Annotated in this window: 21 protein-coding genes and 1 riboswitch; of the genes, 7 read left to right on the plus strand and 14 right to left on the minus strand. The window is 60.0% G+C overall.

Features of this window, described 5'->3' with window-relative positions; translation table 11 throughout:
* Positions 1–114: 114 nt before the first annotated feature.
* On the minus strand, positions 115–3,111 hold the full coding sequence (locus EWV35_RS06980) for an HtaA domain-containing protein (RefSeq protein WP_129659784.1): 2,997 nt from the start codon (positions 3,109–3,111) through the stop codon (positions 115–117).
* A gap of 206 nt (positions 3,112–3,317) precedes the next feature.
* On the opposite strand from EWV35_RS06980, the gene EWV35_RS06985 reads away from it, so the two are divergent.
* Complete coding sequence (locus EWV35_RS06985; protein WP_238654254.1) at positions 3,318–4,019, plus strand: biliverdin-producing heme oxygenase; 702 nt, start codon at positions 3,318–3,320, stop codon at positions 4,017–4,019.
* A 120-nt stretch (positions 4,020–4,139) separates the two neighbouring features.
* Here the strand turns inward: EWV35_RS06985 and EWV35_RS06990 are convergent, their stop codons facing one another.
* From EWV35_RS06990 to paaA, 9 genes are all read right to left on the minus strand, one after another.
* A complete protein-coding gene (locus EWV35_RS06990; protein WP_394342445.1) occupies positions 4,140–5,894 on the minus strand; it encodes an MDR family MFS transporter in 1,755 nt (584 codons plus the stop codon).
* A 92-nt stretch (positions 5,895–5,986) separates the two neighbouring features.
* Positions 5,987–6,637: a TetR/AcrR family transcriptional regulator gene (locus EWV35_RS06995; protein ID WP_129659787.1), complete on the minus strand. Its 651-nt coding sequence runs from the start codon at positions 6,635–6,637 to the stop codon at positions 5,987–5,989.
* A gap of 201 nt (positions 6,638–6,838) precedes the next feature.
* Complete coding sequence (locus tag EWV35_RS07000) at positions 6,839–8,275, minus strand: LLM class flavin-dependent oxidoreductase (protein ID WP_129659790.1); 1,437 nt, start codon at positions 8,273–8,275, stop codon at positions 6,839–6,841.
* A gap of 115 nt (positions 8,276–8,390) precedes the next feature.
* Positions 8,391–8,513, minus strand: a riboswitch (SAM riboswitch).
* 185 nt (positions 8,514–8,698) lie between these two features.
* Positions 8,699–9,469, minus strand: coding sequence for an enoyl-CoA hydratase/isomerase family protein (locus EWV35_RS07005; RefSeq protein WP_129659793.1), 771 nt, complete (start codon positions 9,467–9,469; stop codon positions 8,699–8,701).
* A 33-nt stretch (positions 9,470–9,502) separates the two neighbouring features.
* The gene (gene paaE / locus EWV35_RS07010) at positions 9,503–10,717 is read right to left on the minus strand and encodes a 1,2-phenylacetyl-CoA epoxidase subunit PaaE (protein ID WP_129659796.1); all 1,215 of its coding nucleotides are present in this window, start codon (positions 10,715–10,717) and stop codon (positions 9,503–9,505) included.
* Position 10,718: 1 nt separating this feature from the next.
* The gene (gene paaD / locus EWV35_RS07015; protein WP_129659799.1) at positions 10,719–11,297 is read right to left on the minus strand and encodes a 1,2-phenylacetyl-CoA epoxidase subunit PaaD; all 579 of its coding nucleotides are present in this window, start codon (positions 11,295–11,297) and stop codon (positions 10,719–10,721) included.
* 5 nt (positions 11,298–11,302) lie between these two features.
* Positions 11,303–12,139 (minus strand): 1,2-phenylacetyl-CoA epoxidase subunit PaaC, encoded by an 837-nt coding sequence (paaC, locus tag EWV35_RS07020; RefSeq protein ID WP_129659802.1) that lies wholly within the window; start codon positions 12,137–12,139, stop codon positions 11,303–11,305.
* Positions 12,136–12,444, minus strand: coding sequence for a 1,2-phenylacetyl-CoA epoxidase subunit PaaB (paaB, locus tag EWV35_RS07025; protein ID WP_129358608.1), 309 nt, complete (start codon positions 12,442–12,444; stop codon positions 12,136–12,138). Before paaB ends, paaC begins: the two co-directional genes overlap by 4 nt.
* Positions 12,445–12,446: 2 nt before the next feature.
* The gene (gene paaA / locus EWV35_RS07030) at positions 12,447–13,469 is read right to left on the minus strand and encodes a 1,2-phenylacetyl-CoA epoxidase subunit PaaA (RefSeq protein WP_129659805.1); all 1,023 of its coding nucleotides are present in this window, start codon (positions 13,467–13,469) and stop codon (positions 12,447–12,449) included.
* Positions 13,470–13,615: 146 nt separating this feature from the next.
* Here paaA and paaI point away from each other — a divergent pair, with 146 nt between their 5' ends.
* The 3 genes from paaI (at position 13,616) to EWV35_RS07045 (ending at position 16,263) form a co-directional block, all read left to right on the plus strand.
* On the plus strand, positions 13,616–14,023 hold the full coding sequence (paaI, locus tag EWV35_RS07035) for a hydroxyphenylacetyl-CoA thioesterase PaaI (RefSeq protein WP_129659808.1): 408 nt from the start codon (positions 13,616–13,618) through the stop codon (positions 14,021–14,023).
* A gap of 5 nt (positions 14,024–14,028) precedes the next feature.
* Positions 14,029–15,366 carry a phenylacetate--CoA ligase family protein gene (locus EWV35_RS07040; protein ID WP_193554090.1) on the plus strand — a complete coding sequence of 446 codons (1,338 nt, stop codon included), beginning with the start codon at positions 14,029–14,031 and terminating at the stop codon, positions 15,364–15,366.
* 255 nt (positions 15,367–15,621) lie between these two features.
* A complete protein-coding gene (locus tag EWV35_RS07045) occupies positions 15,622–16,263 on the plus strand; it encodes a TetR/AcrR family transcriptional regulator (RefSeq protein WP_129659815.1) in 642 nt (213 codons plus the stop codon).
* A 381-nt stretch (positions 16,264–16,644) separates the two neighbouring features.
* Here the strand turns inward: EWV35_RS07045 and EWV35_RS07050 are convergent, their stop codons facing one another.
* From EWV35_RS07050 to EWV35_RS07065, 4 genes are all read right to left on the minus strand, one after another.
* On the minus strand, positions 16,645–18,090 hold the full coding sequence (locus tag EWV35_RS07050) for a sugar porter family MFS transporter (RefSeq protein ID WP_129659818.1): 1,446 nt from the start codon (positions 18,088–18,090) through the stop codon (positions 16,645–16,647).
* Positions 18,091–18,133: 43 nt separating this feature from the next.
* Entirely contained in the window at positions 18,134–19,327 is a 1,194-nt protein-coding gene (locus EWV35_RS07055) for a glycoside hydrolase family 172 protein (RefSeq protein WP_238654256.1), read from the minus strand.
* Positions 19,328–19,480: 153 nt separating this feature from the next.
* Entirely contained in the window at positions 19,481–20,509 is a 1,029-nt protein-coding gene (locus tag EWV35_RS07060) for a LacI family DNA-binding transcriptional regulator (protein ID WP_165168422.1), read from the minus strand.
* A gap of 109 nt (positions 20,510–20,618) precedes the next feature.
* The gene (locus EWV35_RS07065; protein ID WP_129659824.1) at positions 20,619–22,274 is read right to left on the minus strand and encodes a fucose isomerase; all 1,656 of its coding nucleotides are present in this window, start codon (positions 22,272–22,274) and stop codon (positions 20,619–20,621) included.
* A gap of 412 nt (positions 22,275–22,686) precedes the next feature.
* Here EWV35_RS07065 and EWV35_RS07070 point away from each other — a divergent pair, with 412 nt between their 5' ends.
* From EWV35_RS07070 to EWV35_RS13170, 3 genes are all read left to right on the plus strand, one after another.
* Complete coding sequence (locus tag EWV35_RS07070; protein ID WP_165168424.1) at positions 22,687–24,111, plus strand: sugar porter family MFS transporter; 1,425 nt, start codon at positions 22,687–22,689, stop codon at positions 24,109–24,111.
* 319 nt (positions 24,112–24,430) lie between these two features.
* Entirely contained in the window at positions 24,431–24,562 is a 132-nt protein-coding gene (locus EWV35_RS13525) for a hypothetical protein (RefSeq protein WP_274542948.1), read from the plus strand.
* Positions 24,563–24,686: 124 nt separating this feature from the next.
* Positions 24,687–24,824: a hypothetical protein gene (locus EWV35_RS13170; protein ID WP_165168426.1), complete on the plus strand. Its 138-nt coding sequence runs from the start codon at positions 24,687–24,689 to the stop codon at positions 24,822–24,824.
* Positions 24,825–24,843 lie beyond the last annotated feature (19 nt).

Here is a 24,843-nt window from a genome sequence, read left to right on the forward strand (position 1 = left end):
GAAGTGACGGAACGGGCCGCACGGTGAGCGGCCCGTTCCGCGTTGGCCAATCCCCATCAGGAAATGACCCTGCCCCCGGGGTCGTCGTTCCCAGGGGCGGAGCGTTGAGAACGCCTAGGGCCTGTTATGACCCATACGGCGTCGCGCGATCAGGACGGCGCCCGTCCCGACGGCCAAGATCGCCGCTCCGATCCCGGCCAGGGCGGCCGGAGATTGGGCCCCGGTACTCGCGAGGTGTTCACAACCCTCACCCTGATACACGGTCTTGGTTGTCACGACGGGCTTGGCATTCTGGTCCACGGTGGCCTTGCTTTCCGCCATGGGCTTGACCGAGCGGCTTTCGCCGCCGGAGAGCGAACCCGAGAACGAGAGCGGGTCCAATTCCTGGCCCGGCTGGTAGAAGTCGGCGAAGGCCTCAGAACCGACCTTGGTCAGGTTGGTTTTACCTCCATCGAGAGAGATCTTGCCGCCCTCGACTTTGAGGCCCGAGACGTCGACATCAGCAAGGGCCACCTCGCCGTAGTCCTTGTTCTTGCCTTCCATGTTGTTCGAGGAAACCGTCGCGTAAAGAGTGCCTTTGGCTCCGTCGATGTCCAAGCGCAAATTCGAGATCTTCAGGTCCAGAATGCCCTTGTGTCCGGTGAAACGGACGGATCCGGGGAAGCTCACGGATCCCTTGCCGTTTTCGAATTTTCCGCTTCCATTGCTCCAGTTGTAGGTTCCGTTCGAGTATCCGACGCTGCTCAGATCCCATTTGCCTTTGGCGATTCCGCCGGAAATGTAATTACGGAACGAGGTCTTCAGGCCCCAGTTCAGCGATGCCGCGGATACGGTTCCGGAGGTCGAAGACGTGGCCCCTGCCGAATCGTGGTTGGCGGCGGAGACGGAAGGCTTTGCCGTCTCCGTGACGGTCACCGGAACGCATTTCAAATCGGCTTTGCCCGGGTTGGTCGATGAACCACCGGACCGAGAGGCGGAACCGTTCTGAGTTGCCTGTGCACCGGAGCCAGCGGCGTTCTGGGCGGCTCCGCCGTTCGAGGAACCTTGGCCATTGTCCGATCCGTTGCTCGTGGAGAACTGGTTGTCGCTTGCGGTTGCGGATTCGTGGGAACCCTGATCCTCGACGGCGTCAATCGGGTTGGAGTCCACTGTCTCACCCAAGGTCGCCGAGAAGCTCAACGGGTCGAGTGCCGTTCCTGCCGAATAGAAGTCGGCAAAAGCTGCGGCACCACTCGGGGTGATCGTGGTCTTTGCTCCCGTCACGGAGATCTTGTCCCCGTTCAACGTTGCTCCGGAAAGGTCCACAGTGGCCAGGACGGAGTTGTTGTACGTGTGAGGCTTTCCATCGGTGTCGTTGGAGACGACGTCGGCCACGAGCTTGCCCTCACCATTCGTGATCTGGAGCCGCACATTCGAGATCTTCATGTCCAGAATGCCGCCGTGACCAGTGAAGTGGAGTTCGCCCGGATACTTGATCTGTCCCGACTTGGTCGCGACATCGTACTGGCCTGTCCCGGTACCCCAATTGAAGACGCCCCCGTTGTCCTTGACCCCGCCGGATACCGTCCATGTGCCTTTGGCGATGGGCCCTCGAATGTATTTTCGGAAGGATTCTTTGACTCCCCATTGCAAATCCGAAGAGACGACCTTGCGTGTCGAGGATTGCTTCACATCTGCCGTGCCTACTGCAGGATTCTGCTCCGCAGGCGTGACGGAGCCCGTACCGCCGTTCCCAGCCGACGAATTGTCCCCGTTCCCGAGGTTGCCTCCGGCACCGGAACCACCCGTTTCTGCGTTGCCGCCGGTCCCGGCGTTCCCGCCATTGCCCGCGTCGGAGGTTCCTGAGCCGGAGCCATTATTGATAGGAGGGACAGGGGCAGACGTATCGGCGCCTCCGTTACCGCCGGGTGAATCGGAGCCTGCGGCTTCATCCAAAATCGCCGAGAAACTCAACGCGTCGAGTTCTTGACCCTCCGAGTAGAAGTTGGCAAAGGCCACGGATCCGCTCGCCGTCATCGTGGTCTTGGCGTTGGTCACCGAAACCTTGCCCCCGGTGAGTGTGGCGCCGGACAAGTCCACCTTCGCCAGGGTCGAGTTCGTGTAAATGTGAGGCTGCCCTTCGGGATCATTGGACGCCACGTCCGCTATCAGACTGCCTTGGCCGTTGGTGATCTTCAGGCGGATGTTCGAGATCCTCATGTCCAGAATCCCGCCATGACCCGTGAAATGGAGCTCGCCGGGATAGCTGATCTCGCCGGACTGGGTCGAGGGGTCGTAGTGCCCTGTGCCGGCGCCCCATCCAAAACTCCCGTTATCGTCGGTGATCCCGCCGGAAACCTCCCATGTTCCCTTTGCGATGGGGCCGCGGATGTATTTACGGAAGGATTCCTTGATTCCCCATTTCAGGTCCGAGGAAACGATTTTTCGGGCCGAAGATGGTGTTTGTTCACCCTGGCCCGTTGATGGCTGGCCAGTCGCGGACAGTGGGGCTTTGAAGGTCAGGGGCGAGAGTTCTTGCCCCTCCTTGTATCGTCCTCCGAAGGCCGGGGCGGCCTGGGAGGTCAGAGTCACTTTGGCGGCCTCTGCACTGAGCGAGTCGGAACTCTTGTTCAGACCTGAAAGGTCGACGTGGCCCAGTGCGATCCTGCCGTACTGGACCATCTCGCCAGAGGCGTTCTTGGAATCGATATTCGCGTACACGATGCCCGATTGCCCATCGATCGACAGCGAAAGATCGCGCACCGTCAGGTCCATTGCGCCGTTGTGGGCAGTGAAGTGCAGAGAACCGGGCAGGGCAACCTCGCCCTTGCCATCCCGAAAAGTCCCGGTTCCGGAGGACCACCCGAACGCGTTGTCCAGATTGTCGACTCCGTCGGCATCGATTTTTCCGCCCGTCCCGGGCGTCTTGAGATAGCTGACAAAACTGTCATTGAGGTTCCACGACAGCGTGGCTCCCTCGATCTTCTGACCGGAAGGTGACTGCTGATCGGCCGGATGTGCTGGAGACTCCGTGGCTTGTGCGGTCAACGGGATGCTGGCCACACCCGAAATACCGATGACCGCGGCAGCAAGAAACGCCTGACAGCGCCTGGCCCTGGATGGATTGCTCATAGATTCCCCTATGGAGGTGGTGGAGTTATCGTCGGTGAACCAAATTAGCTAACTTATATATTCGCGAATGGGTTCACTAGCGTCCAGTTTAGGGTAGCCTAGGTTTTAATCAAGACGAGCCTTGTTGCGGTCGAAATAATTTGGTGACAAGATGTCACCACCATGTTGCTGACACTCTGTCAGCATCTCGACACACGGAGACCCCCTTGAAATCAGCGCCTCATATCCCTCCGAACGCCGATGACGCATCGAGCGAAGACACCAGATTTTCGGCGATTGTTCGCACGCGTACCGCGGAAAGACACTCCAAGGCCGAGCACTCGACCTTCATGTCCGATCTCATGGAGGGGAGTCTGGACGCTGCAGCCTATACCCAACTCCTCACGCAGTACGAGTACATCTACGAGGCTCTCGAGTCCGTCGCCCACCGCTTCCGTCAGCTCGACGATGACCTGACTCGCCCTTTCAACCAACCAGGTCTGGACCGCCTCGCATCGATCCGACACGACCTTCGGCAGCTACGGAAACCTGGTGACTCGACGCTGCCTTGCCTAACCTCGACGAGCGATTACGTTGAACGAATCCGGCAGACCGCCGGATCGCCCGAGCGCTTCCTGGCCCATCACTATTTGCGGTACTTGGGTGATCTTTCCGGCGGACAAGCAGTTGCCGCACTCATGGGGCGCCACTACGGCGTCCCCAGGGAGGGATTGAGCATGTATCGCTTCGAGGATCTCCCCAAACCCAAGATCTTCAAGGACCAGTACCGCACTCTCCTGGACGAGGCGCCCATGTCCGAGGAACAGCGCCAAGCCTTTCTCGATGAAGCGGTCCTGGGCTTCGACCTGAACGCCCGCGTCTTCGATGACCTGGCTGCCCACCGCGAGCGCGCAGGTACCACGATCTAACCACGATCCTTTGTTAACGTACGACGCCGCCCGCCCACCATCCTTGAGGGATGGCGGGCGGGCGGCGTCGTCATGGAGCCCGATGCCCAAGGTGCGGCCCCGGGCGTGCGGGCGGCCTGGTTACTTTCGGTGGATATTCATCATCGAGCCAGTCTCCGGAAGGGGAAATTCGCCGGTCCGGGGGCGAACCTCATCTTCCGAACCTGCCCTCGATTCCGCACCATCGCTGTTGCCCGATGAAGCAACGTGGGGCGGAGTCGATGACTCAACCTCCTCGTTCGAACCTCGCTCGGAGGAACCCTCGGCCTTGACGTCCTCGGTTTTGCCGGAGTCGGAGACGCTGGTTGCCAGCGCCTTCTCACGGATGAACAGGAGGACGAGAGCAGCAAGAATGCCGAGCGGAGCGATCCACAAGAAGATCGGAACCAGGGCGTCGTTGTAGGCTCCCACGACGATCCCCTTGATGGGCTCCGGAAGGCCGCTGACGAGCGCCGGGGTCAGTGAGTTGGACCCACCGCTTCCGGTAGCGGACATCGCTTGTGGAGGCATGCGGTCTTCCAGGAAGGTCTTCAGGCGCGAGGTGAACAGGCCGCCCACCAAGGCCGAACCCATGGTCGCACCAACCTGCCGGAAGAAGTTGTTGGACGCCGTCGCGGTGCCAACCATGCTGATCGGGAACGAGTTCTGGACGATGAGCGTCAGCAGCTGCATGGACATACCCAAGCCCAAACCGATCACGGCCAGGAAGATGCAGATGACATAGGCCGGGGTATCGACCTCGAGATGGGACAAGAGGAAGAGACCAAGAGCTAGCAGAACGGAGCCCACGACGGTGAAGGCCTTGTAGCGGCCGATCTTCGAAACGATGAAGCCGACGGAGATCGACGTAATGAGCAGCATGCCCATCATCGGAATCATGAGCAGACCGGCTTCGGTCGCATCCACGCCGAGAACCATCTGCATGTACGTCGGCATGTAGCCGACGGCACCGAACATGCCAATTCCCATGCACAGGTTGGCGATGGTGGTCAGGTTGAAGTTGCGGTCCTTGAACAACGCGAGCGGCATGACCGGCTCGGTCACCTTGGACTCGATCGGAATGAAGATTGCCACGCAGACGACGACGGCGATCAGCAGTCCGATAATGGTCGGCGAATTCCAGTCGTACTGGTTGCCGCCCCAGGTCATCGCCAGGACGAGACAAGCGGTCGCGGCGCCGAGGAACATCATGCCGAACACGTCGATCTTTCGACGCTGCTGCTCCACAGCCTTATTGGTGTGCGGGATGAGGAAAATGGTTGCCAGGAGCGCGAGGACTCCGAGCGGGATATTCATCCAGAAGGCCCAACGCCAGCCGGGCCCTTCGGTCAGCCAACCACCGAGCAACGGGCCGGCAACGGATGAGAACGCAAAGACACCCATGAGGGCGCCCATGTACTTACCGCGCTCACGCGCAGGGATGACGTCCGCGATCACGGACTGCGAGAGGATCATCAACCCGCCGCCGCCGAGGCCCTGCAGGCCACGAGCAATGATGAGGGTCGTCATGTCTTGAGCGACAGCACCTGTTATCGAACCGGCCGCAAAGGCGAGGATTGCAAAAATCAGCAGAGGCTTGCGCCCCCAAAGGTCACCCAATTTTCCGTAGGCCGGCATCATGATGGTCGAAACCATGATGAACGCCGTAATGACCCAGCTCATGTGCTCGACGCCGTTGAGCTCGCCGACGATGGTCGGCAAGGAGGGGGAGAGAACGGTCTGGTTCAGTGAAGACATCAGCATGATGATCATCAGACCGATGAAGAGCAAGGGGATATTGGTGTTCGGGGTGGGTCGACCGAACCCTTCCTTCTCCGCGGCATGCGCAGAGCCCAATGCCCCCGTCTGGGGCGATGCGGACCCGCCGTCTGCGGCTCCGGAGTCGGTCGTGCCACCCCCTGGGGCGTGACGCGGTGTGTAGGTGGTACTCAACGGGGCTCCTTGACGATGGTGGAGAACAGATTCACTGTGCGGTTGATGGATGCGGCAAATTCTTCCCGGGAAGACCGTGCGCCGTAGTCGACGTATCGGAGAACCGCGGTGGCCATGAGGATGATCGCACGAATGCGCTCCTCCTGCTCCGGGACCGGGTCGCTGTCCTCGTCCTCGCGAGGCACGAACTGTCCGGTCTCTTGATAGACCGACCAGTCCATTCTCAGCAAGAAATCCTTGAGCTCCTGCTCGCAACGAAGCATGTGGATTTTCATGCGTTGACGCATGTACTCCCGGTCTTCGACGAGTTGGCCCATGACTTCCTTGAGGTCGCCCGCGAAGGAGTCATACATGACACGAGCCAAAAGCTGGGAGGCCTGTGCGAGCAGGCCACCGGACTCGCTCTCTTGCACACTGCCAAGTATTTCCTGGGTCATTTGCGGAGGACGCAATCCGATGATGGCGTCCTCCTTGGTTGCGAAGTAATTGAAGAACGTACGCGGCGAGACGCCGGCCTTTTCTGCAATCAGCTCCGCAGTGGTCTGCTTGATCCCCCGCTCGGACGCGAGCTCACGCGCGGCCTCGTGGATTGAGTCCCACGTCCGCGCGCGGCGGCGTTCCCGGAGGGATGGTTCAGTGGTTTGCACTCATGCAGTTTATGCAGTTCTGCAAACAGTGCACAACTGCACATTTTGTGGCGTTGCTCTCAAAGGTTCGCCTTACTATATAAGTAGGCGATGGGCACACGACGGCGCCGCGCGAGGAAGACAGTCTCATGGACCATCTTTTTCACGCGGCGCCGTCGTTCGTGGAGCTCGTGGAAGCCGTCTTTTCTCGGACCGCCGGCTCTAGGCGGCGTCATCCTCCTCGACGGGACGCGCCGGGGTGTCCCCCGTGGATGGCTGGCCCACATACGCACCCTTGTATGCCGCCGCAGGGTGGTTCTCATCGATGGAAACCCGCCCCTGGCCGAAGAGGTTCTCCCGGAAGGTTGAGCCCTCGTAGGAGGTGCGATAGCGCCCGCGCTTCTGCAGCTCGGGAACAACGAACTCCACGAAGTCTTCGAATGAACCCGGAGAGACGTGGTACGCGAGATTGATGCCGTCCAGTCCGCCTTCATCGATCCATCGTTCGAGCTCGTCTGCAACCTTTTCCGGGCCGCCGATGATCACATCGCCCATGCCACCGATCGCACAGTGCTTCGCAATCTCCTCCCGGGTCCATTCCTTGTCCTTGGACTGCAGAGTAAATGGCGTGAGGAAGGATTGGATCGAGTCGGTCTTGATGTAGTTGAGCACCTCATCCTCGCCGAATTGGGAAAGGTCCACTCCCGACCAACCACCAATGATCGCCTGAGAAGTCTCGGTCGAAACGTACTTCAGGTACTCCTCGTACTTCGCCTTGGCCTTCTCGTCGGTCTCGTCCACGATGACCGAGAGCATTGCGAAGATCTTGACGTCATCGCGCTGACGACCGGCCTTCTCTGCCTCGTCTCGGATCTTGTCCGTCATGAATCGGGTGAGGTCCGGTCGAAGGCCCCCGACGAACACGGCTTCGGCGTGCTTGCCCGCAAAAGCCTGCCCACGCGAGGACGCCCCTGCCTGAAAGATCACTGGTGTGCGCTGACGGGAAGGCTCGGTCAGACCGGCGCCCGGGACGGTGAAATATTTGCCCTGGTGCCGAATCGGATGGACCTTGGTCGGGTCCGCGTAGACGCCGGACTCTCGGTCCTTGACCACGGCGTCGTCCTCCCAGGATCCTTCCCACAGTTTGTAACAGACGTCGAGGAACTCGTCGGCGATCTCGTAACGCTTGTCATGCTCGATCTGGCGCGGCAGTCCCTGGTTCTCGGCGGCGGAGGGGAGATAAGAGGTCACCACGTTGAATCCGACGCGTCCTTTGGTCAGGTGGTCGAGCGTCGCGTATTTCCGGGCAAGAGTGTAGGGCTGCTCGTAGGTCACGGCGCTGGTCACGCCGAAACCGAGGTTTTCGGTCACTGCCGCCATCGCTGAAATCTGCATGAACGGATCGTTGACCGGCACCTGCGCACCGCCGCGGATCGAAGGGGCCGCGGAGTTCTTGTAGACGTCGTAGATGCCCACGACGTCGGCCAGGAAGACCCCGTCGAACAGCCCCTTCTCTAGGGTCTTGGCGAGGTCAGTCCAGTATTCGAGGGTGTTGTACTCGGTGGCACGCGAGCGAGGGTGGCGCCACAGATCAAAGCTCTGATGACCCACGCACGTCATGTCAAAGGCGTTGATGGCGATGCGCTTCTTTTCCGACATCGGGATTCCTTTCGGTGCATGGAGGGACTCCACAGGTCTCCGCGCGCCCGAGCCTTGCGCTTCTGTCCCGGTAACGAGAAGCGGCGCAAACATTCACGCGGTGGCGCCGATTCTCGCGCCGTACTTGCATGTCCGCCAGTCGCAATGCCGACGGTGCCAGATCATCATCTGGGGCACCCCGCTACGGGAGAGGGTTGCCGCCCAACCAGCCAGAGCTTGATCGTTGGGACTCTTGATCTTTCTTCACCCGAGCGTATGCAAAGCCCCGGACTCACGGCCATCCTGTGAGGTTCTGTTACCCGCTTTTCGCAGTGTTACGCGCAACCGCGTCCGTACCCCAATCCATCCACATCAAACATATTGCCCGCTTTCGGTAAGAAAACGGGCAATATGGGCCTGGATCAAAAGCAGGGGGTGATACGGCTATTGGCCTCGGAAGTTCGGTTTGCGCTTTTCCTGGAACGCCGTGAAACCCTCCGCGTAATCATCCGTCGAGCACAGCCGTGCCTGCTCGGCGGATTCGGCCGCCATGGAATCCCAGAGGCCCGCTCGCTCGTCGCGCAACTGACCGACCAGGGCCTTCGAGACCAGGTACGCCTGGGTCGCCCCCTGGGACACCTTCCGGACCCGTTGCATCGTGAAGTCCAGCAATTCTTCCGCGGGTACAGACCGGGAAAACAGCCCTGCGGTGACCGCCTCGGCCCCGCTCATCATTTCTCCCGTGTAGATCAGGTCGAGGGTCCGGTGCGCGCCGAGCCTCTCGTAGAACAGAGCATGGCCGCCGGAGTCGAGCGTGGCCCCGAGGTTGGCGAACGGCGACCCGATTTTGGCGTCCTCCGCGACGTAGACGACGTCGCTCGCGATCGCCAGGCCCAGTCCGACACCCAGACACGCTCCGTGGACCGCGGCGAAGGTCGGAGCCGAGAATGCAGAAATTTGCCGAAACAAGGCCGTGGCCCGATTCCCGAGATACCCTTCGACGTCATCGTGGGCCGGATCGACTCCGGAGATGTCACGACCGGCGCAGAAACCCCGCCCTTCACCCCTCAGAACCAGCGCCCGGACTCCCGCATTCTCTGCCGCGCGGTAGGCCTCCGACAGTTCGGCAAGGTCTTCGGAATTCACTGCATTGAGCTTCTTCGGTGCGTCGAGCACTATCTCGGCGATGTCGTCGGAGATGGTCAGATCAATCATGATCGGGATTCCTTTCCTCGCGCACTCCAGCGGTTACGCGTCGAAGTCAACTTCCAGACTGTCGGAGGTCGGCCGTGTTTGGCAGGTCAGAACGTAGCCCGATTCGACTTCGTCCTTCTCCAGCGCAAAGTTCTCTTCCATCGTGAAGTCGCCGGAAACCACCTTGGCCCGGCATGTTCCACACACGCCACCTGCACATGCGAACGGCACATCGGGCCGAACACGCAAAGCGGCGTTCAGGACAGTCTCGTTGGCCGACTTGGGCGTGTCCACCTTTCCGGAGTTGCCATCCAAAGTGAAGCTGATCTGGAAATTCTCGCCCTCGGGGTCGACGGTGACCTCCCGCCCCTGCTGTCCCGCGGGTTTCTCCGGTTTCCCCGTACTGAACAATTCGAACCGCACCTTGTCCTCCGGGACGCCTCGTTCTTTCAGCGCGTCCCTGCACAACTGCACCAGCTCGAACGGCCCGCACAAGAACCATTCGTTGACGGTCTCGACCTGCAGAACCCGATCGAGGAGTTCGTCCAGCTTCTCCGGATCAATGCGACCGGACATCAACGGTGAAATGCGCTGCTCTCGGGACAGCACGTGATGGAGAGCCAGCCGTGACGGAAACTTGTCCTTCAGGTCCCCCAGTTCCTCGGCGAACATCACGTCCATCGCGGATCTGTTGGCATAGACGACGTCGATGCTCGTGGTCGGCGAGGCCCTCATGAGCGATCGGGCGATCGCCATGATCGGCGTAATGCCCGAACCCGCGGCAATCGCCACGACGTGAGCACTCTTGTCCCGGCGCACTTCCTCACGGGCCAAGTCCTCCGGATGGTTCATCGAGGTCAACCGGGTTTTAGATGTGAAGGCCCCCTGAGGATTCATGACGTCGAGCTCATCCCCGACCGCCAATTCTTCATTGGCCCACGTCGAGAAGATCCCGCCCACGTCCTTCTTGATGGCGACGCGAATCTCTCCCGGACGAGGTTCGGCGCAGATCGAGTACGATCGACGCACTTCCTGTCCGCCGATCTGAGCACGTAGGGCTACGTATTGCCCTGGAAGATAGTCGTAATCATCCTCGAGCTCTTCCGGAACCCCGAAGGCCACCTCGACCGACTCCGAGGTCAGCTTCCGAAGTCCTGTAACGGGAAGGCGGTTGAACGTCGCGCGACGCCGACCGTTACGTCCCGGAGACGTGTTCTCCTCCGCCGCTTCCGTGGCGACGTCCATGCGTTCGGTACTGGTTTGTGACATGTCAGTGAACCTTGAAGTAGTCGAAAGGCTCCAAACATTCGTTGCACACCCAAAGGGCCTTGCACGAGGTGGAGCCGAAGCGTGTCATCTCTCGGGTCTTGAGCGAGCCGCAATGCGGGCACTTGACCGAGAGGGTCAGGCGTACCGGCCCGCTGTTGTGGCCGGGAGCGCTATTTCCGGTTGGTGGAGCGATTCCGTATTCGGACAGCTTTGCTTTGCCTTCATCGCTCATCCAATCGGTCGTCCACGCCGGTCGCAGGACTTTTTCGATTCGGACCTCTGAGTATCCCGCCGCAGAAATGGTTGCCACGAGGTCATCGGCCATTGTTTCCATGGCCGGACACCCGGAATACGTAGGAGTGATAACCACGATGGCCTGCCCGTCCTCTACGTAAGCATCTCGGAGCACGCCCAGGTCGGCGAGCGTCAGAACGGGGATTTCCGGGTCACAGACGGTTGCCGCGAGGTCCCACAACGCAGCGTCCACGTCGCCAGAGGGGCGCCGCGAAGGACCTAGAGGAAGAGCCCGAGCCAACCCGGCGGATTCCTTGTCCGGCGCCGTATGAATGATCGGAGACATTGCAATCACCATCTTGCCCCGGGGTGCTGGCGGGCCAGGGACTGCATCTCGGCGAGGATGAACCCCCGATGTTCCGAATAGGAACCATCGCGCAACTCACGGGGCAACCGGGCCTGGGAGACTCTTGGGGCCTCCAGCTCGGCCTCGGCCAGAATCCCCTCGATGGCCTTCATGGAGGCCTGCTTGATCGAAGAGGGCCGCACGGCCACGCCTTCGAGCTGATCGATCAGGTCGTCGTCGGTGAACAACTCGTCAACGTACGGCCACAGGTATTCAAATCCGGCGGCTATACGACGTCGGGATTCTTCAGTGCCGAGCCCCAAGCGCAGAACCCACTGCGATGCGTGATCCACGTGGTACTCGACCTCCTTGACCGCTTTGTCAGCGATAGCCGCCAAGGTCGCATCGGATGAGCCCTGAAGAGCGGAATACAATTCGTACTGATAGATCGAGAAGATGAGTTGCCGCGCTATGGTCTGCCCGAAGTCGCCGTTCTCCTGTTCGACTAGTCGGCACGAGCGGAACTCCTCCTCAGTGCGGAAGTAGGCGAGGTCGTCCTCGGTCTTGTCCCAGGCGGTCCCTGCGTAAGTCAGCAGGAATCGCGCGTGCCCGATCAGGTCCAAGGCGATGTTGGACAGCGCGATGTCCTCCTCGAGTTCGGGAGCCCGAGCGATCCACCAGCCGAGGCGCTGGGACAGGATCAGGGCGTCGTCGCCCAACCGCAACGCATACTGTGCGACAGGCTCGGCAGCTTGGGCCCCGGAATCGGTGATCGACTCGGTGCTGATGGACTCGCCGGCACTGATCTTGGTGGCCGATTCGTGCGATGCGAAGGTGCTCACAGGTGTTTCACCCCTTCGGACTTGGTGTAATACGTAGCGTGTCGATATGCCTTGCCTTGGGCCGACTCGAAATAGCCTCCCTTGGAATCGGGGTCCGAAGCCGTGATTGCCTCGGCTTCGACAACCCACACGCTGGTTCCCTCATTCCGTCGCGTGTAGAGGTCACGCGCGTTACGGACCGCCATGGTTGCATCAGGGGCATGCAACGATCCCGCGTGAACGTGGGAAAGCCCTCGGGAGGACCGGACGAACACTTCCCAGAGCGGCCAGGCCGACTGCTGGTTTTCTTGGCTTTGCTCACTCATGCTCAGGCTCCAATCAGCTGGGCAGCGGGACGTTGCTGTGGTGTCGAGGCGGAGTCGGCATCCTCGTGCGCGGCTTCCGCCGCACGGGCGGCCTGACGTTCGGCGTAGGCGGCAGCCGCTTCCCGTACCCAGGCACCGTTCTCATGGGCTTCCCGGCGCCGCTTCATCCGCTGGACGCTGCACGGTCCGCGCCCCTTGATCACGGACATGAACTCGTCCCAGTCCAGCTCTCCGTAGTCATAGTGACCTCGCTCTTCGTTCCACCGCAGGTCAGGATCGGGCAGCGTCAGGCCCAAAGCCTCGGCTTGAGGCACCATCATGTCGACGAAGCGCTGACGCAGCTCATCGTTGGTGAAGCGCTTGATATTCCACGCCATAGACTGCTGCGAGTTGGGAGATTCGTCATCCGGAGGTCCGAACATTTGGAGGGCCGGACCGTAGAAGCGGTTGACGGCATCCTGTGCCATCTTCTTCTGCGCTTCGGTCCCGTGCGAGAGCTCGTACAGAATTTCCCATCCCTGCCGCTGGTGAAAGGATTCCTCCTTGCAGATCCTCACCATGGCCCGGCCGTAAGGACCATAGGATGCCCGGCACAGCGGAACCTGGTTGCAGATCGCGGCGCCGTCCACGAGCCACCCGATGGCCCCCATATCTGCCCACGTGCGAGCCGGGTAGTTGAAGATCGACGAATACTTGGCCCGACCAGAGAGCAACTGGTCATTGAGGACCTGCCGCGGCGTCCCCAGGGTCTCGGCGGCTGAGTACAAATACAGGCCGTGGCCGGCCTCGTCTTGGACCTTGGCCATGAGAATCGACTTGCGCTTGAGGCTCGGGGCGCGCGTAATCCAATTGGCTTCCGGCTGCATGCCGATGATCTCCGAATGGGCATGCTGGGAGATCTGGCGGGTCAGCGTCTTTCGGTAGGCCTCGGGCATCCAGTCCCGGGGCTCGATGCGGGAGTCGTCCGCGATGAGCGCGTCGAAGTGTTCCTGCTCAGGGGCGACGGCGTCGTCGGTGTGGGTCATGACGTCCTCCAATAAATAATAACCGAACGTTCGTTCAGGATATAGGCATACGGTGTGGTCGTCAACACACAATCGCCCCGGTTGACACACCGTCATTTTAACGATTCCCTACTGAACATTCGGTCATATAATGTGAGGAGAACAACATGCCAGATCATCCAATGCTGGCCAATGATCGGGCCTCGGAGTGGCTGGGCATCCAGGTGCACCGCTCGGAGTACGGTCACGCGGTCATCAGCATGACGCTGCGGGAGGAGATGCTCAATGGATTTGGGATCGCCCACGGCGGCATGGTGTTTTCCCTGGCGGACACGTGTTTCGCCATGGCCTGCAATGACCCCGCCGGCGATGGCAGCACCATTACCGTTGCCCAAGGGGCCCAAATCGACTTCGTCCAGTCTGGCCGACCGGGCCAGGTCATGACTGCAGAGGCCAAAGAGATAGCCCGTACCGGTCGCAGCGGTCTCTACGACGTCACGGTCACGGCTGACGACGAAGTCATCGCCCATTTCCGCGGACGCAGCCGGACCATCCCCCAACGTCAGAAAGCGTGAACCCCATGATTACTTGTTCCATCGAGAACCCTTATTCCCCCACAGCTTCGGCGGACCCCTCACAGCCTGACCCCGAAGAGTTGATGAGCCGGGACGAGATCGAGTCCCTGCAATTCGAGCGCCTCAGGTGGACACTGCACCATGCCTACGAGAACGTCCCGGCGTACCGGGAGCTCTATGACGAGCACGGCGTGCACCCCGGCGACTTCAGAGAACTCGGAGATCTCAGCAAGTTTCCATACACGGACAAGGAGTTCCTGCGGAAGGCCTATCCCTTCGAGTCCTTCGCCGTACCGATGGGCGACATTCGCCGCATCCACGCGTCGTCCGGCACCACGGGCCTGCCGACCGTCGTCGGATATACCCAAGACGACCTCGACACATGGGCCGACCTGGTCGCTCGATGCTTCCGGTTCTCGGGCGTCCGACCCGGCCAGAAGATCCACAACGCATACGGTTACGGTCTGTTCACCGGCGGCCTCGGAGCGCACTACGGCGGAGAGAAGCTCGGTTGCGCGGTCATCCCGATGTCGGGCGGTCAGACCGAGAAACAAGTCCAGCTGATCCGCGACTTCGAGCCGGACGCGATTCTCGCGACCCCCACATACCTTCTGGCGATCGCTGACGGGTTCCGCAAGGCCGGACTCGATCCCCGCGAGACCTCACTCAAGCGGGCGGTCCTCGGCGCCGAACCGTGGACGGACGAGATGCGCCGCGAGATCGAGCGCACCTTCGACATCACCGCGTGCGACATCTATGGTCTCTCCGAAGTCATGGGACCCGGAGTTGCTGGGGAATCGGCCGTGACACGGGACGGCTCCCACATCTGGGAAGACCATTTCCGTCCCGAGATCATCGATCCCTTCGACGATCGCGTTTGCGAATTGGGAGAGCCCGGCGAGCTGGTCTTCACCGCGCTGACCAAACAGGCCCTTCCGATCATTCGCTACCGAACCCACGACCTCACCCGGTTGCTGCCCGGCACCGACCGTCCGGGGCACCGGCGCATGGGACGAATTACGGGCCGCTCGGATGACATGATCATCCTGCGTGGCGTGAACCTCTTCCCGACGCAGATCGAGGAGCTCGCGCTCAACCTCCCCGCGCTCTCACCTCATTTCACGCTCGAAATCAGCCGTCCGAATCGCATGGATCAGATGACGATCCACATCGAACGGCGTGAGGATGTCCCCCGCGAGGAGGCCGTCGAGGACGGCAAAACACTGTTGTCCGAGATCAAGACCAAGATCGGTTCGACCGCGCTGATCGACATCGCCGAACCGGGCACCTTGGCGCGATCGTCCGGCAAGATTCGCAGGGTCTACGACCACCGGAACAAGTAACCGGGGCGGGCGGCCGGATCTTCCGGGCTCTGTTCGCGCAGGTCCGTCCAGAGCCGGGTTGATCCGTTTTGCGCTCCCCTCGGAGAGGGCTGACCACGCTTCGGGACGGGTTGCTCCTTCAGAGACGGCCGCACTGAGACGGCACGACCCACTTATGCCGGAGGACCCTCCGCACGGGGCGGCGAGGCGGTAGCGTCGGGCCCGCCTCGTCGTCGGGTAATCTCGTGATGGACCCTGCAGAAAGCCGAGAAATTTATGCCCACTGTGCCTGCCACGAAAGACCAGGAAACCGGCGCGTCTGCTGCACCGAGCAACGGCGCACGACGAGGACGGCCCGGTTACGACCGTGAGAAGCTCATCTCGGTATGTGTTCAGGTCTTCAACAAATACGGGTACGACACGACGTCCATGGGCACCCTCTCCGAAAACCTGGGGATCTCGAAGTCGGCGATCTATCATCACGTCAGCTCGAAGGAGGAGATCCTCGAAGAGGCTTTGCTGAGAGCGCTCGACTCACTCGAGAAGGCGATGGAGGACGTCCAGGCGACCGACGCTCGCGGCATCGACAAGCTCGAAGGAGTGATCCGGGGATCGATCCGCGTGCTCGTCGATCAGATGCCATATGTGACCTTGCTCTTGCGCCTTCGCGGCAACTCACCCGTGGAGACGGCCGCCCTGGAACGGCGCCGAAAGATCACCCGTACCGTGGAGAGCCTGGTCCGCCAGGCACAGGAAGAGGGCGACCTCCGCGGGGACATCTCCGGCAAGTCGACTCCACGGCTAATGCTCGGAATGATCAATTCGATCGTGGACTGGTACCAGCCGGAAGGCGAAGGAACCGTGGACATGCTCGCCGAGACCGCAGTCAAGATGGTTCTGGACGGTCTGCGGGCGTAGGTCCCGGGTGCGCTTTGGGCTTTCAGCCGTTTACGCTCCAGGCTTGCGCCAGATCTGGCCGAGCGGAAGGAACCTGCGCATGCCCCATGAGAGCTGCGCTCCCGCGGATAACCCATCCCGAATTCCCGTATTGTGCCCCTGAAGTCTTTGGACGTTTAGCGTTCATTCAGGATCTGACCGACGGTTTTCATCAGACAAAGCGCCGACGTTCTTTCTGTGGGCTCCCTTGAGGCGACAGATCGACGCTGTGGGCATCGGAGGACGAGATTGGGTACGGTGAGTCCCATCATCGCGCCGGATGATCTTCCGTCCGATGCTTTCAACCTAGGCCTGGGCCTACGGGGGGGGGCATTGCCCGGTGTTCGAGACGGTCCATTCCACTTACTTACGCTTCACTGGAACCTTGTAGATGGTGCCCGTGGTCACTCCGTCTTCGAGAACTTCGAGCGAGCGGCCACGTGTTTCCGGGACCTGGGTCCGAACGAAGATGAGTGCAAGGACGCCTACACCGAAGAACAAGAAGAAGACCGTGGACATCCCGAGGTTGTCAATTAACGACGGGAAGGTGAGCGAGAGAACACCGTTACTCATCCAGCCGCAGAAGACAGCCAGGCCGTTGGCGACACCTCGCATATGAAGAGGGAAGACTTCCGCGAGATAGACCCACACAGCAACATTGAGAAAGGTCTGCATGGAGGCCACAAAACCCACGATCAACACGAGCAGAATCCACGGCTTGACGGCATTGCCTTCCGGAATGATCATCGACGCGATCCCGATGAGGAGGTGAAACACGGTGGTCAGAGAGATGCCAAGCGTGAAAGTGGTTCGACGATCCACGCGATCCATCATGTAAAGCGCAGTGAATCCCCCGATCACCGCAACGATGCCCGGTGCAATATTGGCGATCAATGCTGCGTTTTCCCCGAAGCCGGATTGGATCAGCACGATCTGCCCATAAAACATGATCGTGTCGATACCGGTGATCCTTTGCATGATGGCCACACCAATACCGACCAAGAGTATACGGAAGAGCCATTTATTCTTGAGGATGGCACCGAGACCTGTGCGCCGGTGTTTCTCGTCCTGTGCGGTGGCCTGAACGTCTTCCAGCTCAATTTCCGCCCGGCTTTCGGGTCGAACCGATCGGAGCACCTCCAGGGCTTGGTCTCTCCGACCGTTCTCAACCAACCACCGTGGGGATTCCGGCATACGGAGCATGCCAACGAATAGACAGACCGCAGGCATGGCACTAATGGCAAACATCAGGCGCCATATGCCGTCTAGATGGCCGAGCGTGCTCCCCAAAATCGCGTTTATCACGAAAGCAGAAAGCTGACCGATCACAATGGCCACCTCGTTCCGCCCAGCAATCGACCCACGAATCTCAAAGGGAGCGAGTTCGGCCAAGAACACCGGAACCACGGTTGACGCACCACCGACACCGAGTCCGAGGAAGATCCTGCCGAGCACCAGTAACGTTAGATTCGGCGTTGCGACCACCAAAACCGACCCGGCAAAGAAGAGCACGGACAAGGCGATGATCGCTGTGCGACGACCCTTCGCATCGGCCACCCGACCGCCGAAGAAGGCTCCGAATGCGGCGGCGAACACCAATGCGCTGGTGGCGATTCCCTCCGTGATCGACGTCAGCCCGAGCTCCGCTGACATCGGCCGGAGGGCCCCGTTGATCACGCCTGTGTCGTATCCGTAAAGCAGGCCACCGAAACAGGCCACCGTGGAAATAAGGCCGAGCCTCTTGCGATATGGGCCAGGAGTTAACGGTGGGAGAGGCCGCGAAGACGGAGGATCCTGATCGATTGACATAACTGTCCTTACACGTGGAGAAGATCGGACGTGGGATGGGGCCTCAGCGACGCTGCCGTGGCTTAGCCAGGGCCTCCTCATGGCCCGGTTGTCGCGGCGGAGTCGCGCCGAGGTCAGGCACTGGGGCTGACCCCAGATGTACCTCCATGTCGTCAAAGGTGGGTGCCTGGGCACGAGCCGTGACCGGTTGATCGAGGTAGAACACGGCGGTTGAGGATATGTCGTCGTGCAGAGGCAGGTACCGCCACCCGCTTCTCCATCCCAGAGCTTGAATGTCCACACTGATGTCCCGGTGAAAATAGATCGGGTCCTGTATATGCCACCGGTACATGCCGAAGCGCTGTTGGCTCGCGTAAAGCCCGTCGGGACGGATCACCTGAGGCATTCCGAGGTACGGCGTCGAAAAAGCGGTATATCCCTGGCCCGGGACATCGAAGTTCCACGCTCCACCGAAATAGTCTTCGGTACCGGTGCCACAGATGGTGGGAAAATCACGGTCTCCGTCGAGATAAAACTTGATTTCGCCTTCACCCCACCAGCCACTCGAATTGCTTCCCCACGCGATGTAGGTACCGGCGTAATGACCGGCGCCTTCCACTCCCTCGAGTATGGTGTGGGTCGTTTTCTCGGCCAGAGGATTGCTGCGCCGCCACTGAGCGTGGAAGTACGCTTCTTCCGAATAGTCCCCGCCGACTTCGTAGGTGACTTGGTAATAGACCGTCACGGTGACTTCGGAGGTGTTTTCGAGCGCGAGGCGGGCGGATTCCTTGAAAGGCATAGGCCAGTAGGCGTTGAATCCACCCTGCGGATTGGAAGTCACGGGGAGGGAATTCACCTGCGAAAACTCTCCCCATCCGTTGCAGAAGAAGTCACCGTAGGGAACCTCGACCGCGGGCTCGATGGCGCCGTCCCAGAAGGCCCGGAAGATCAACGTACGCCAGTGATCGCTGTGGGTTGTGAGCCAAATATGCGTTATGCAGCCGGGCTCAGAAATTCTCGCCAGATCCACGGTGTGCCCCGGAGCTATGTCAATGCTGGGCGAAACTTTCCATCCCTGACCAAGATCCCTCGAAGCGGCAGCGCCGGTACCCTCCGTGGCTCGACCTCCCCCACCGGGAGCGCCGTCAAAATTTTCCGGACTGATTGATCGCGTCGAGAGTGTTCGATTGAGCTGCGAGATGGCGGCTAGATAGGTACCCATGTCGGTAACCACGCTTCCTTGAACGAGAATACTCATTGAGAAATCGATTACCGACACCATATGTGCCAGATAACGGGCGGTCAATAGGTTTTTTTAAAAGGTAAGGCGCACTTCTCAGGTGCCATGAGTAAACGATTTATCACAAAGTGACAAGAGGCAGTAGCGAGTCGGTCTCCCCTCGAACTCTTTCTAGCGATCGACGGCAGGTCCACCCGCGGTCGACTCGCGTACGATCACCTTGGCGCGCAATAGGGTGGTGCGCGGCATCTCTGCAGGGTTTGAGATGCGGTTGATCAGCATCTCTGCGGAGAGCCGGCCCGTTTCCCGAATAGGTTGTTGAATCACGGAAATGGACGGACTTACGAGTCGGGTCCAAATATCGTCGTCCGTCGAGAGCAGAGCCGGCGCATCCGCCACTCCTCGCACAGACTGGAACGCGCCCGCCGACATCCGATTATTTGTGACGAAGACGCAGTCGACCTCTGCCTCTTTCAGGATCTCGGTCATCGCGTCAGCCCCGGATCCGATATGCAGGTCCCCCCGATAGAGGACCGGCTCCCTGGCGCTCGGGCCGGCATCGCCCGATGAAACCCCTCCAGACCATGCCTGAATGAAACCTGTGACACGATCTTCGGTCGCCGAAAGGGTGCTCGGACCTGTAATGCATGCGGGCTTGCGAAATCCACGTTCCCGCAAATGCATTGCCGCTCTTCTCCCTGCATCCACGTTGTCCGTTGCAACGCAATCCACCTCAAAATCGGGGAGGCGGCGATCCACGAGTACTACCGGGATGCCCGCATCCGTCAGAGGCTTAAGACCTGAACGGCTTTCGTCAGAGGGAATCGCGATCACTCCGGCCATCTTTCGGGCAATGATTTGCCCGAGATACAAGCGTTCTTGGTCGGGATCGTTGTCCGCATGGCACAACATCACAGAGTATCCGGCTCCCCGCACAACTGCCTCGACCTCACTGACCACCTGGGTGAAATACGGGTTGTCGGCATCGGGAATCATGACCGCAATCTGTGAACTATTCCGGGCCCGCAGTGACCGACCGGCGACATTCGGAACATATCCCGTTGCTTCCACAGCCTCGCGTACCCGCCGGACGAGGATCTTGTCGACGTTAGCGGCGCCGTTCATGACTCGCGAGACGGTGGCCGATGAAACCCCTGCCCGGCTTGCGACGTCACGAATAGTCGGCTCCGACCGGGGCATATGTACTCCGAACATTCTGGTTATGGTCACGCCGTCTGCGCGATTCGGCCACGGCAAGTTTCCTCACGAATGGGACCGAGATACTTCGTGCCCCACCTGACCATAATAATCAGGCGACGTTGACCTCACCACACAGGTGAACGGTCACACCAATGCGTGCAAAGAAAGATGCTTTTGCCGTCAGTGCACGATCTGCCGCGTCGGCGTCATCCCCATAGACCACCTGAACGTGATTGGCCTTGTGTCGAGCCATGAATTGGTTTCGGTCAACTCCGTGTAAGACGACGTTGGCTATGGGCCACTCTGGGTTCGTTGACTCCTTACGTCGCCACGTTTCGTCGACCGGAAGATCAACAACGCTCCCCCGCCCGATATCAATATGCAGGCCACCATCTTCGATGTAGACCCTAGACCACACGATTTCCCCGGGCCTGGAAACGCCGTTGATTGTGGATCCTCCCGCCGGGAAGAAGACAGGGTTTTGGCGCCACCCCTCGGCGTTGCGATATCCCTCCGGCAGGTGAGAAGGGGGAACCGACCCGGAGATCTCGTAAATCCAGACATATTGCCCCTCGTGCTCACCGCCCCATCGGACGTCATGCAATGTCGTTGCGGGATCCATCCCCATGGCGCTCCAGATGCGATTGGTCACCAGGGCATCCACAGCCACGCCCTCGTCCACTTCGTTAAAGTTGGGCAGGGCTTTGCCCTCCCACAGGACTCGAGAACCATCGCGACTCGTCACCGGGGGCCGGTACTCGTTATTGAGGAGCCCCTCCACAAGGTCAGAAGCCGGGCACACGTCTTTGAGCCCTTGTTGGTATTGGATTCCCACGGCGTCCAGCCCAAAGTCGTCGGCGATGCGCAGCGCAGCGATGTACATCTTGTACTGCAGACGCAGCTGACCCTCCGTGAGTTCGGTGGCCTCATCGTCGCCGAGCCGAAAAGTCATACCCTCGTCGATAAGCCAGCGGCCAATCGCATTTGCCTCCTCATCAGATACGGTCTGCATTTCCGCCCACAGGGCTGATTGAGATAACCGTTCCTTGTACATACCTATCTGGTTGAGCAGCGCGTCGTCGAAAATGGCGTTATACATGCCCATGCACCCCTCGTCGAAGATGCCCATGATGGCTTTGTCGGCAAGGAGTTGATCACCCAGTGCCTCCCCCAATCTCTTCTCTTCGCTGTCCACGAGCTCGGGGAGATCGCGGACATGCGATGCATCGTGCGTGACGCTCCCCGTATCAAGCCACTCGTGGACACCGTTTCGGAACCAATCATCCGTACCATCGACAGTCCACATCGTGGAGTATTCAGTACCCATCTTTGTCAGACTGGCGTTGAGGTTAAGCAGGCCCACCAGGCCCGGCCACTCGGGGGCAAAATTTGCGACGGTGAGAATCGGACCTCGGTGTGTGCGCAAGCCCGCGAGGACGTGGTGGCTGTACTGCCAATTAGCGGTAGCGACGATGATCGGCGCATCCGGAGGTATGTCCTTGAAAACCTCAATCCCCATCCGCTGAGAACGGATAAACCCGTGTCTGCGCTCTTCGTCCGGCCTAAATCCGCGTCGAATCGACCATCCCGATTCTTGGACAACATCGGTCACGATTCGTTCAAGCTCCTGCTGAGCTGGCCAGCTCGCGGTGTTGGCACTTTCCCGTAGGTCACCGCTAGGAATAAGGATCACGGTGTGAGCGGGCGTAGTCGCGACGGACGAGAGCTTTGGGAACCTGTAGTCGCTCTGAAATTGGTCAGTCATGAATGCTCCTTGATCCGCGGTGACTCTCCGTAACGTCGAAATGTACAACGCTGTGAGATAACGATTACTTGCCAGAACCGTATGCTCACCTGAAGCCCATGTCAACGAAACATCGGTTTTCCTTGCAACCAAATCGGCCTATAATCCTGGTATTTCAGGGGTTTAGTGCGTGGGCGGAATATTTTTAGGCGATAACACCTCTTGCCACCCCCGCGTCAGCCCAACTACTCTGTGGTGAAATCAATAAATCGATTTCTTGCCCATGGGCACGACGCTATGAGGCGAGCCACCCTAGGCCATCCTGTTCCCTCGCTCTCCCGTACAAGCCCAACGGCGCCGGCACGACTGACCCACGCCCCACAAGCACAGTTCCCAGTATTCGCCAGGTAAGCCCTCGAGAAAGGCGTCCATCGTGAGATTCAGAAACAGACTCATTAACACCAAGGTGGTTTTCATCTTGGGTGCCTTGGGCGCTCTTCTCTTCGGCTACGACAACGGGATTGTTGCCGGAGCCATTCTTTTCATACCTGATGAGATCCCGCTGACGCCATTGATCGAGGGGATGGTCGTCAGCTCGGCCGTGATTGGCGCCATGATTGGTGCGATTTCCAGCGGGCCGGTTGCGGATCGCATTGGCCGCCAACGCGTTCTCCTGGCGGCCTCGGTGGTCTTCCTGATTGGTGCCGCGGGATCAGGTTTTGCACCTACTGCCGCCGTTCTCGTGACCTCTCGACTCATCCTCGGGCTCGGAATTGGCATCTCATCCGTGGTGGTTCCTCTCTACCTGGCCGAGATGGCCCCCGCGGATAAACGCGGCATTGCAACCTCAATGAACCAATACATGGTCATCATCGGCACAGGGGTTGCTGGCGGTGTCGCGTTTACTTTGTCCTTCAGCGGATCCTGGCGTTGGATGCTCGTGATCGGCGTTTTCCCTGCCCTTGTACTTCTCGGCGGAATGCTTTTGATGCCGGACACACCGCGCTCCCTGGTCCGCCGCGGAGACCCGGAGATGGCCAGGTCGGTTTTGCATCGTTTGCGCGAGAATCCCGAGAAAGCCGAAGAGGAATTCGCAGAGATCACGGAATTGGCCAACGATGACCCGGATCAGCAGGCCTCTCCGGCTGATCCTTCCAACGCCGCGTTGGCTCGGGCCAAAGGACCCGGCAAGTTCAGTGAACGATGGGTCAAAAGGCTCTTGGTGGTAGGGGTGCTTCTAGCGGTATTCCAGCAAGTCACGGGCATCAATGCAGTGGTCTACTACTCTCCAACCGTGCTCACAGATCTCGGACTGACACCCACGCAATCGCTGTTGTTCTCATTCCTCAACGGCATTCTGAACATCGTGACCATCGCAGTCACGGTTCAGCTCAAAATCGTGGATCGTCGAGGCCGCAAACCCATGTTGCTGGCTGGTTTGGCGGGGCTAGTCATTAGCACGGCAGCCATCGGACTGGTGACCATCTTTGGCGCGCCGGGTACAGCCACTCAGATCGTGGTCACGATTCTTGCATTCGTCGTCTTCACCAACGTCTTCTCGGCAACCTGGGGCCCAGTGCTTTGGGTCATGCTCGCAGAGATCTTTCCGTTGCGGATCCGCGGATTCGCCATGGGCATCGCAACGCTTTTCAATTGGCTGGCGGCGTTCGCCGTATCTCAAGCCTTTCCGATCCTTCAACACGGAATCGGGGCCGGCCCGATCATGATCGCATTTGCGATCATCGGCGTGATTATCATGCCCATCGTGGCGCGCTGGGTTCCGGAGACAATGGACCGAAGCTTGGAGGAACTCGAAAACGACTTTCGAACGGGGGCGACACCGATAGTGGATCGGTAACCCCAAGAATGCATGAGAACGCAAACCAGCCGAGCTGGCGCCACGTGGCCCGAAATCGGCGAATCTCAACCTCAGCTGCCTTTCTGAATACCCGCGACGAAATCGCCAGGGAACGCACCGGGGCAGTGAAAGAGCTCATCGTTCTGCTGAGCGTCACTGATTTCGATGCTGACGCCCTTCGACCTCTCGGAGCTCGCAAGATTGCCGAGGCCGCACGCTGGAGCACCAGGGAGGAATCCCTCGCCTGCACCAGCCCGGTGGGTGCAGGGCAATGTTCCAAGAGTTCGATGCGCTGGTGGCCAAGGATGATCGTTGCTGCGTGGATACTGGAGCCGGGCACTCCCGCCACGGCAACCGTAACGGTCTCATTCAGATCAAATCTGCGCTCGAGGGCAAAGCCAAGGCCGTCGCACCACATCGACAACGCGGTATCCACGCCGGGGTCGGCTAGTCCACCGTGATCCACTTCGGAAACGATAGGCGTGTTCAGCCCCACGATTCTGACCCATTCCACTGATGGATGTGAGGTCCTCATAAACCTCAGTCCAATTGGTCGACCATGGGATAAGGATTCGGTGCAGAGAGCATTCGGAGCCTGCGCTTCAATTGGCTGGAGGTTGGTCTCAAAGCTCGACGATGCCCCCGAAGACGTCTCCGGCAAGCCGGCTCCGCGACTGGTTCTCGGAATGATCAATTCGATCGTGGGCTGGTAGCAGCCGGAAGGCAGTGCCG

Source organism: Rothia uropygialis (assembly GCF_004137765.1).
In the GTDB taxonomy this organism is placed as follows: Bacteria; Actinomycetota; Actinomycetes; order Actinomycetales; family Micrococcaceae; genus Rothia.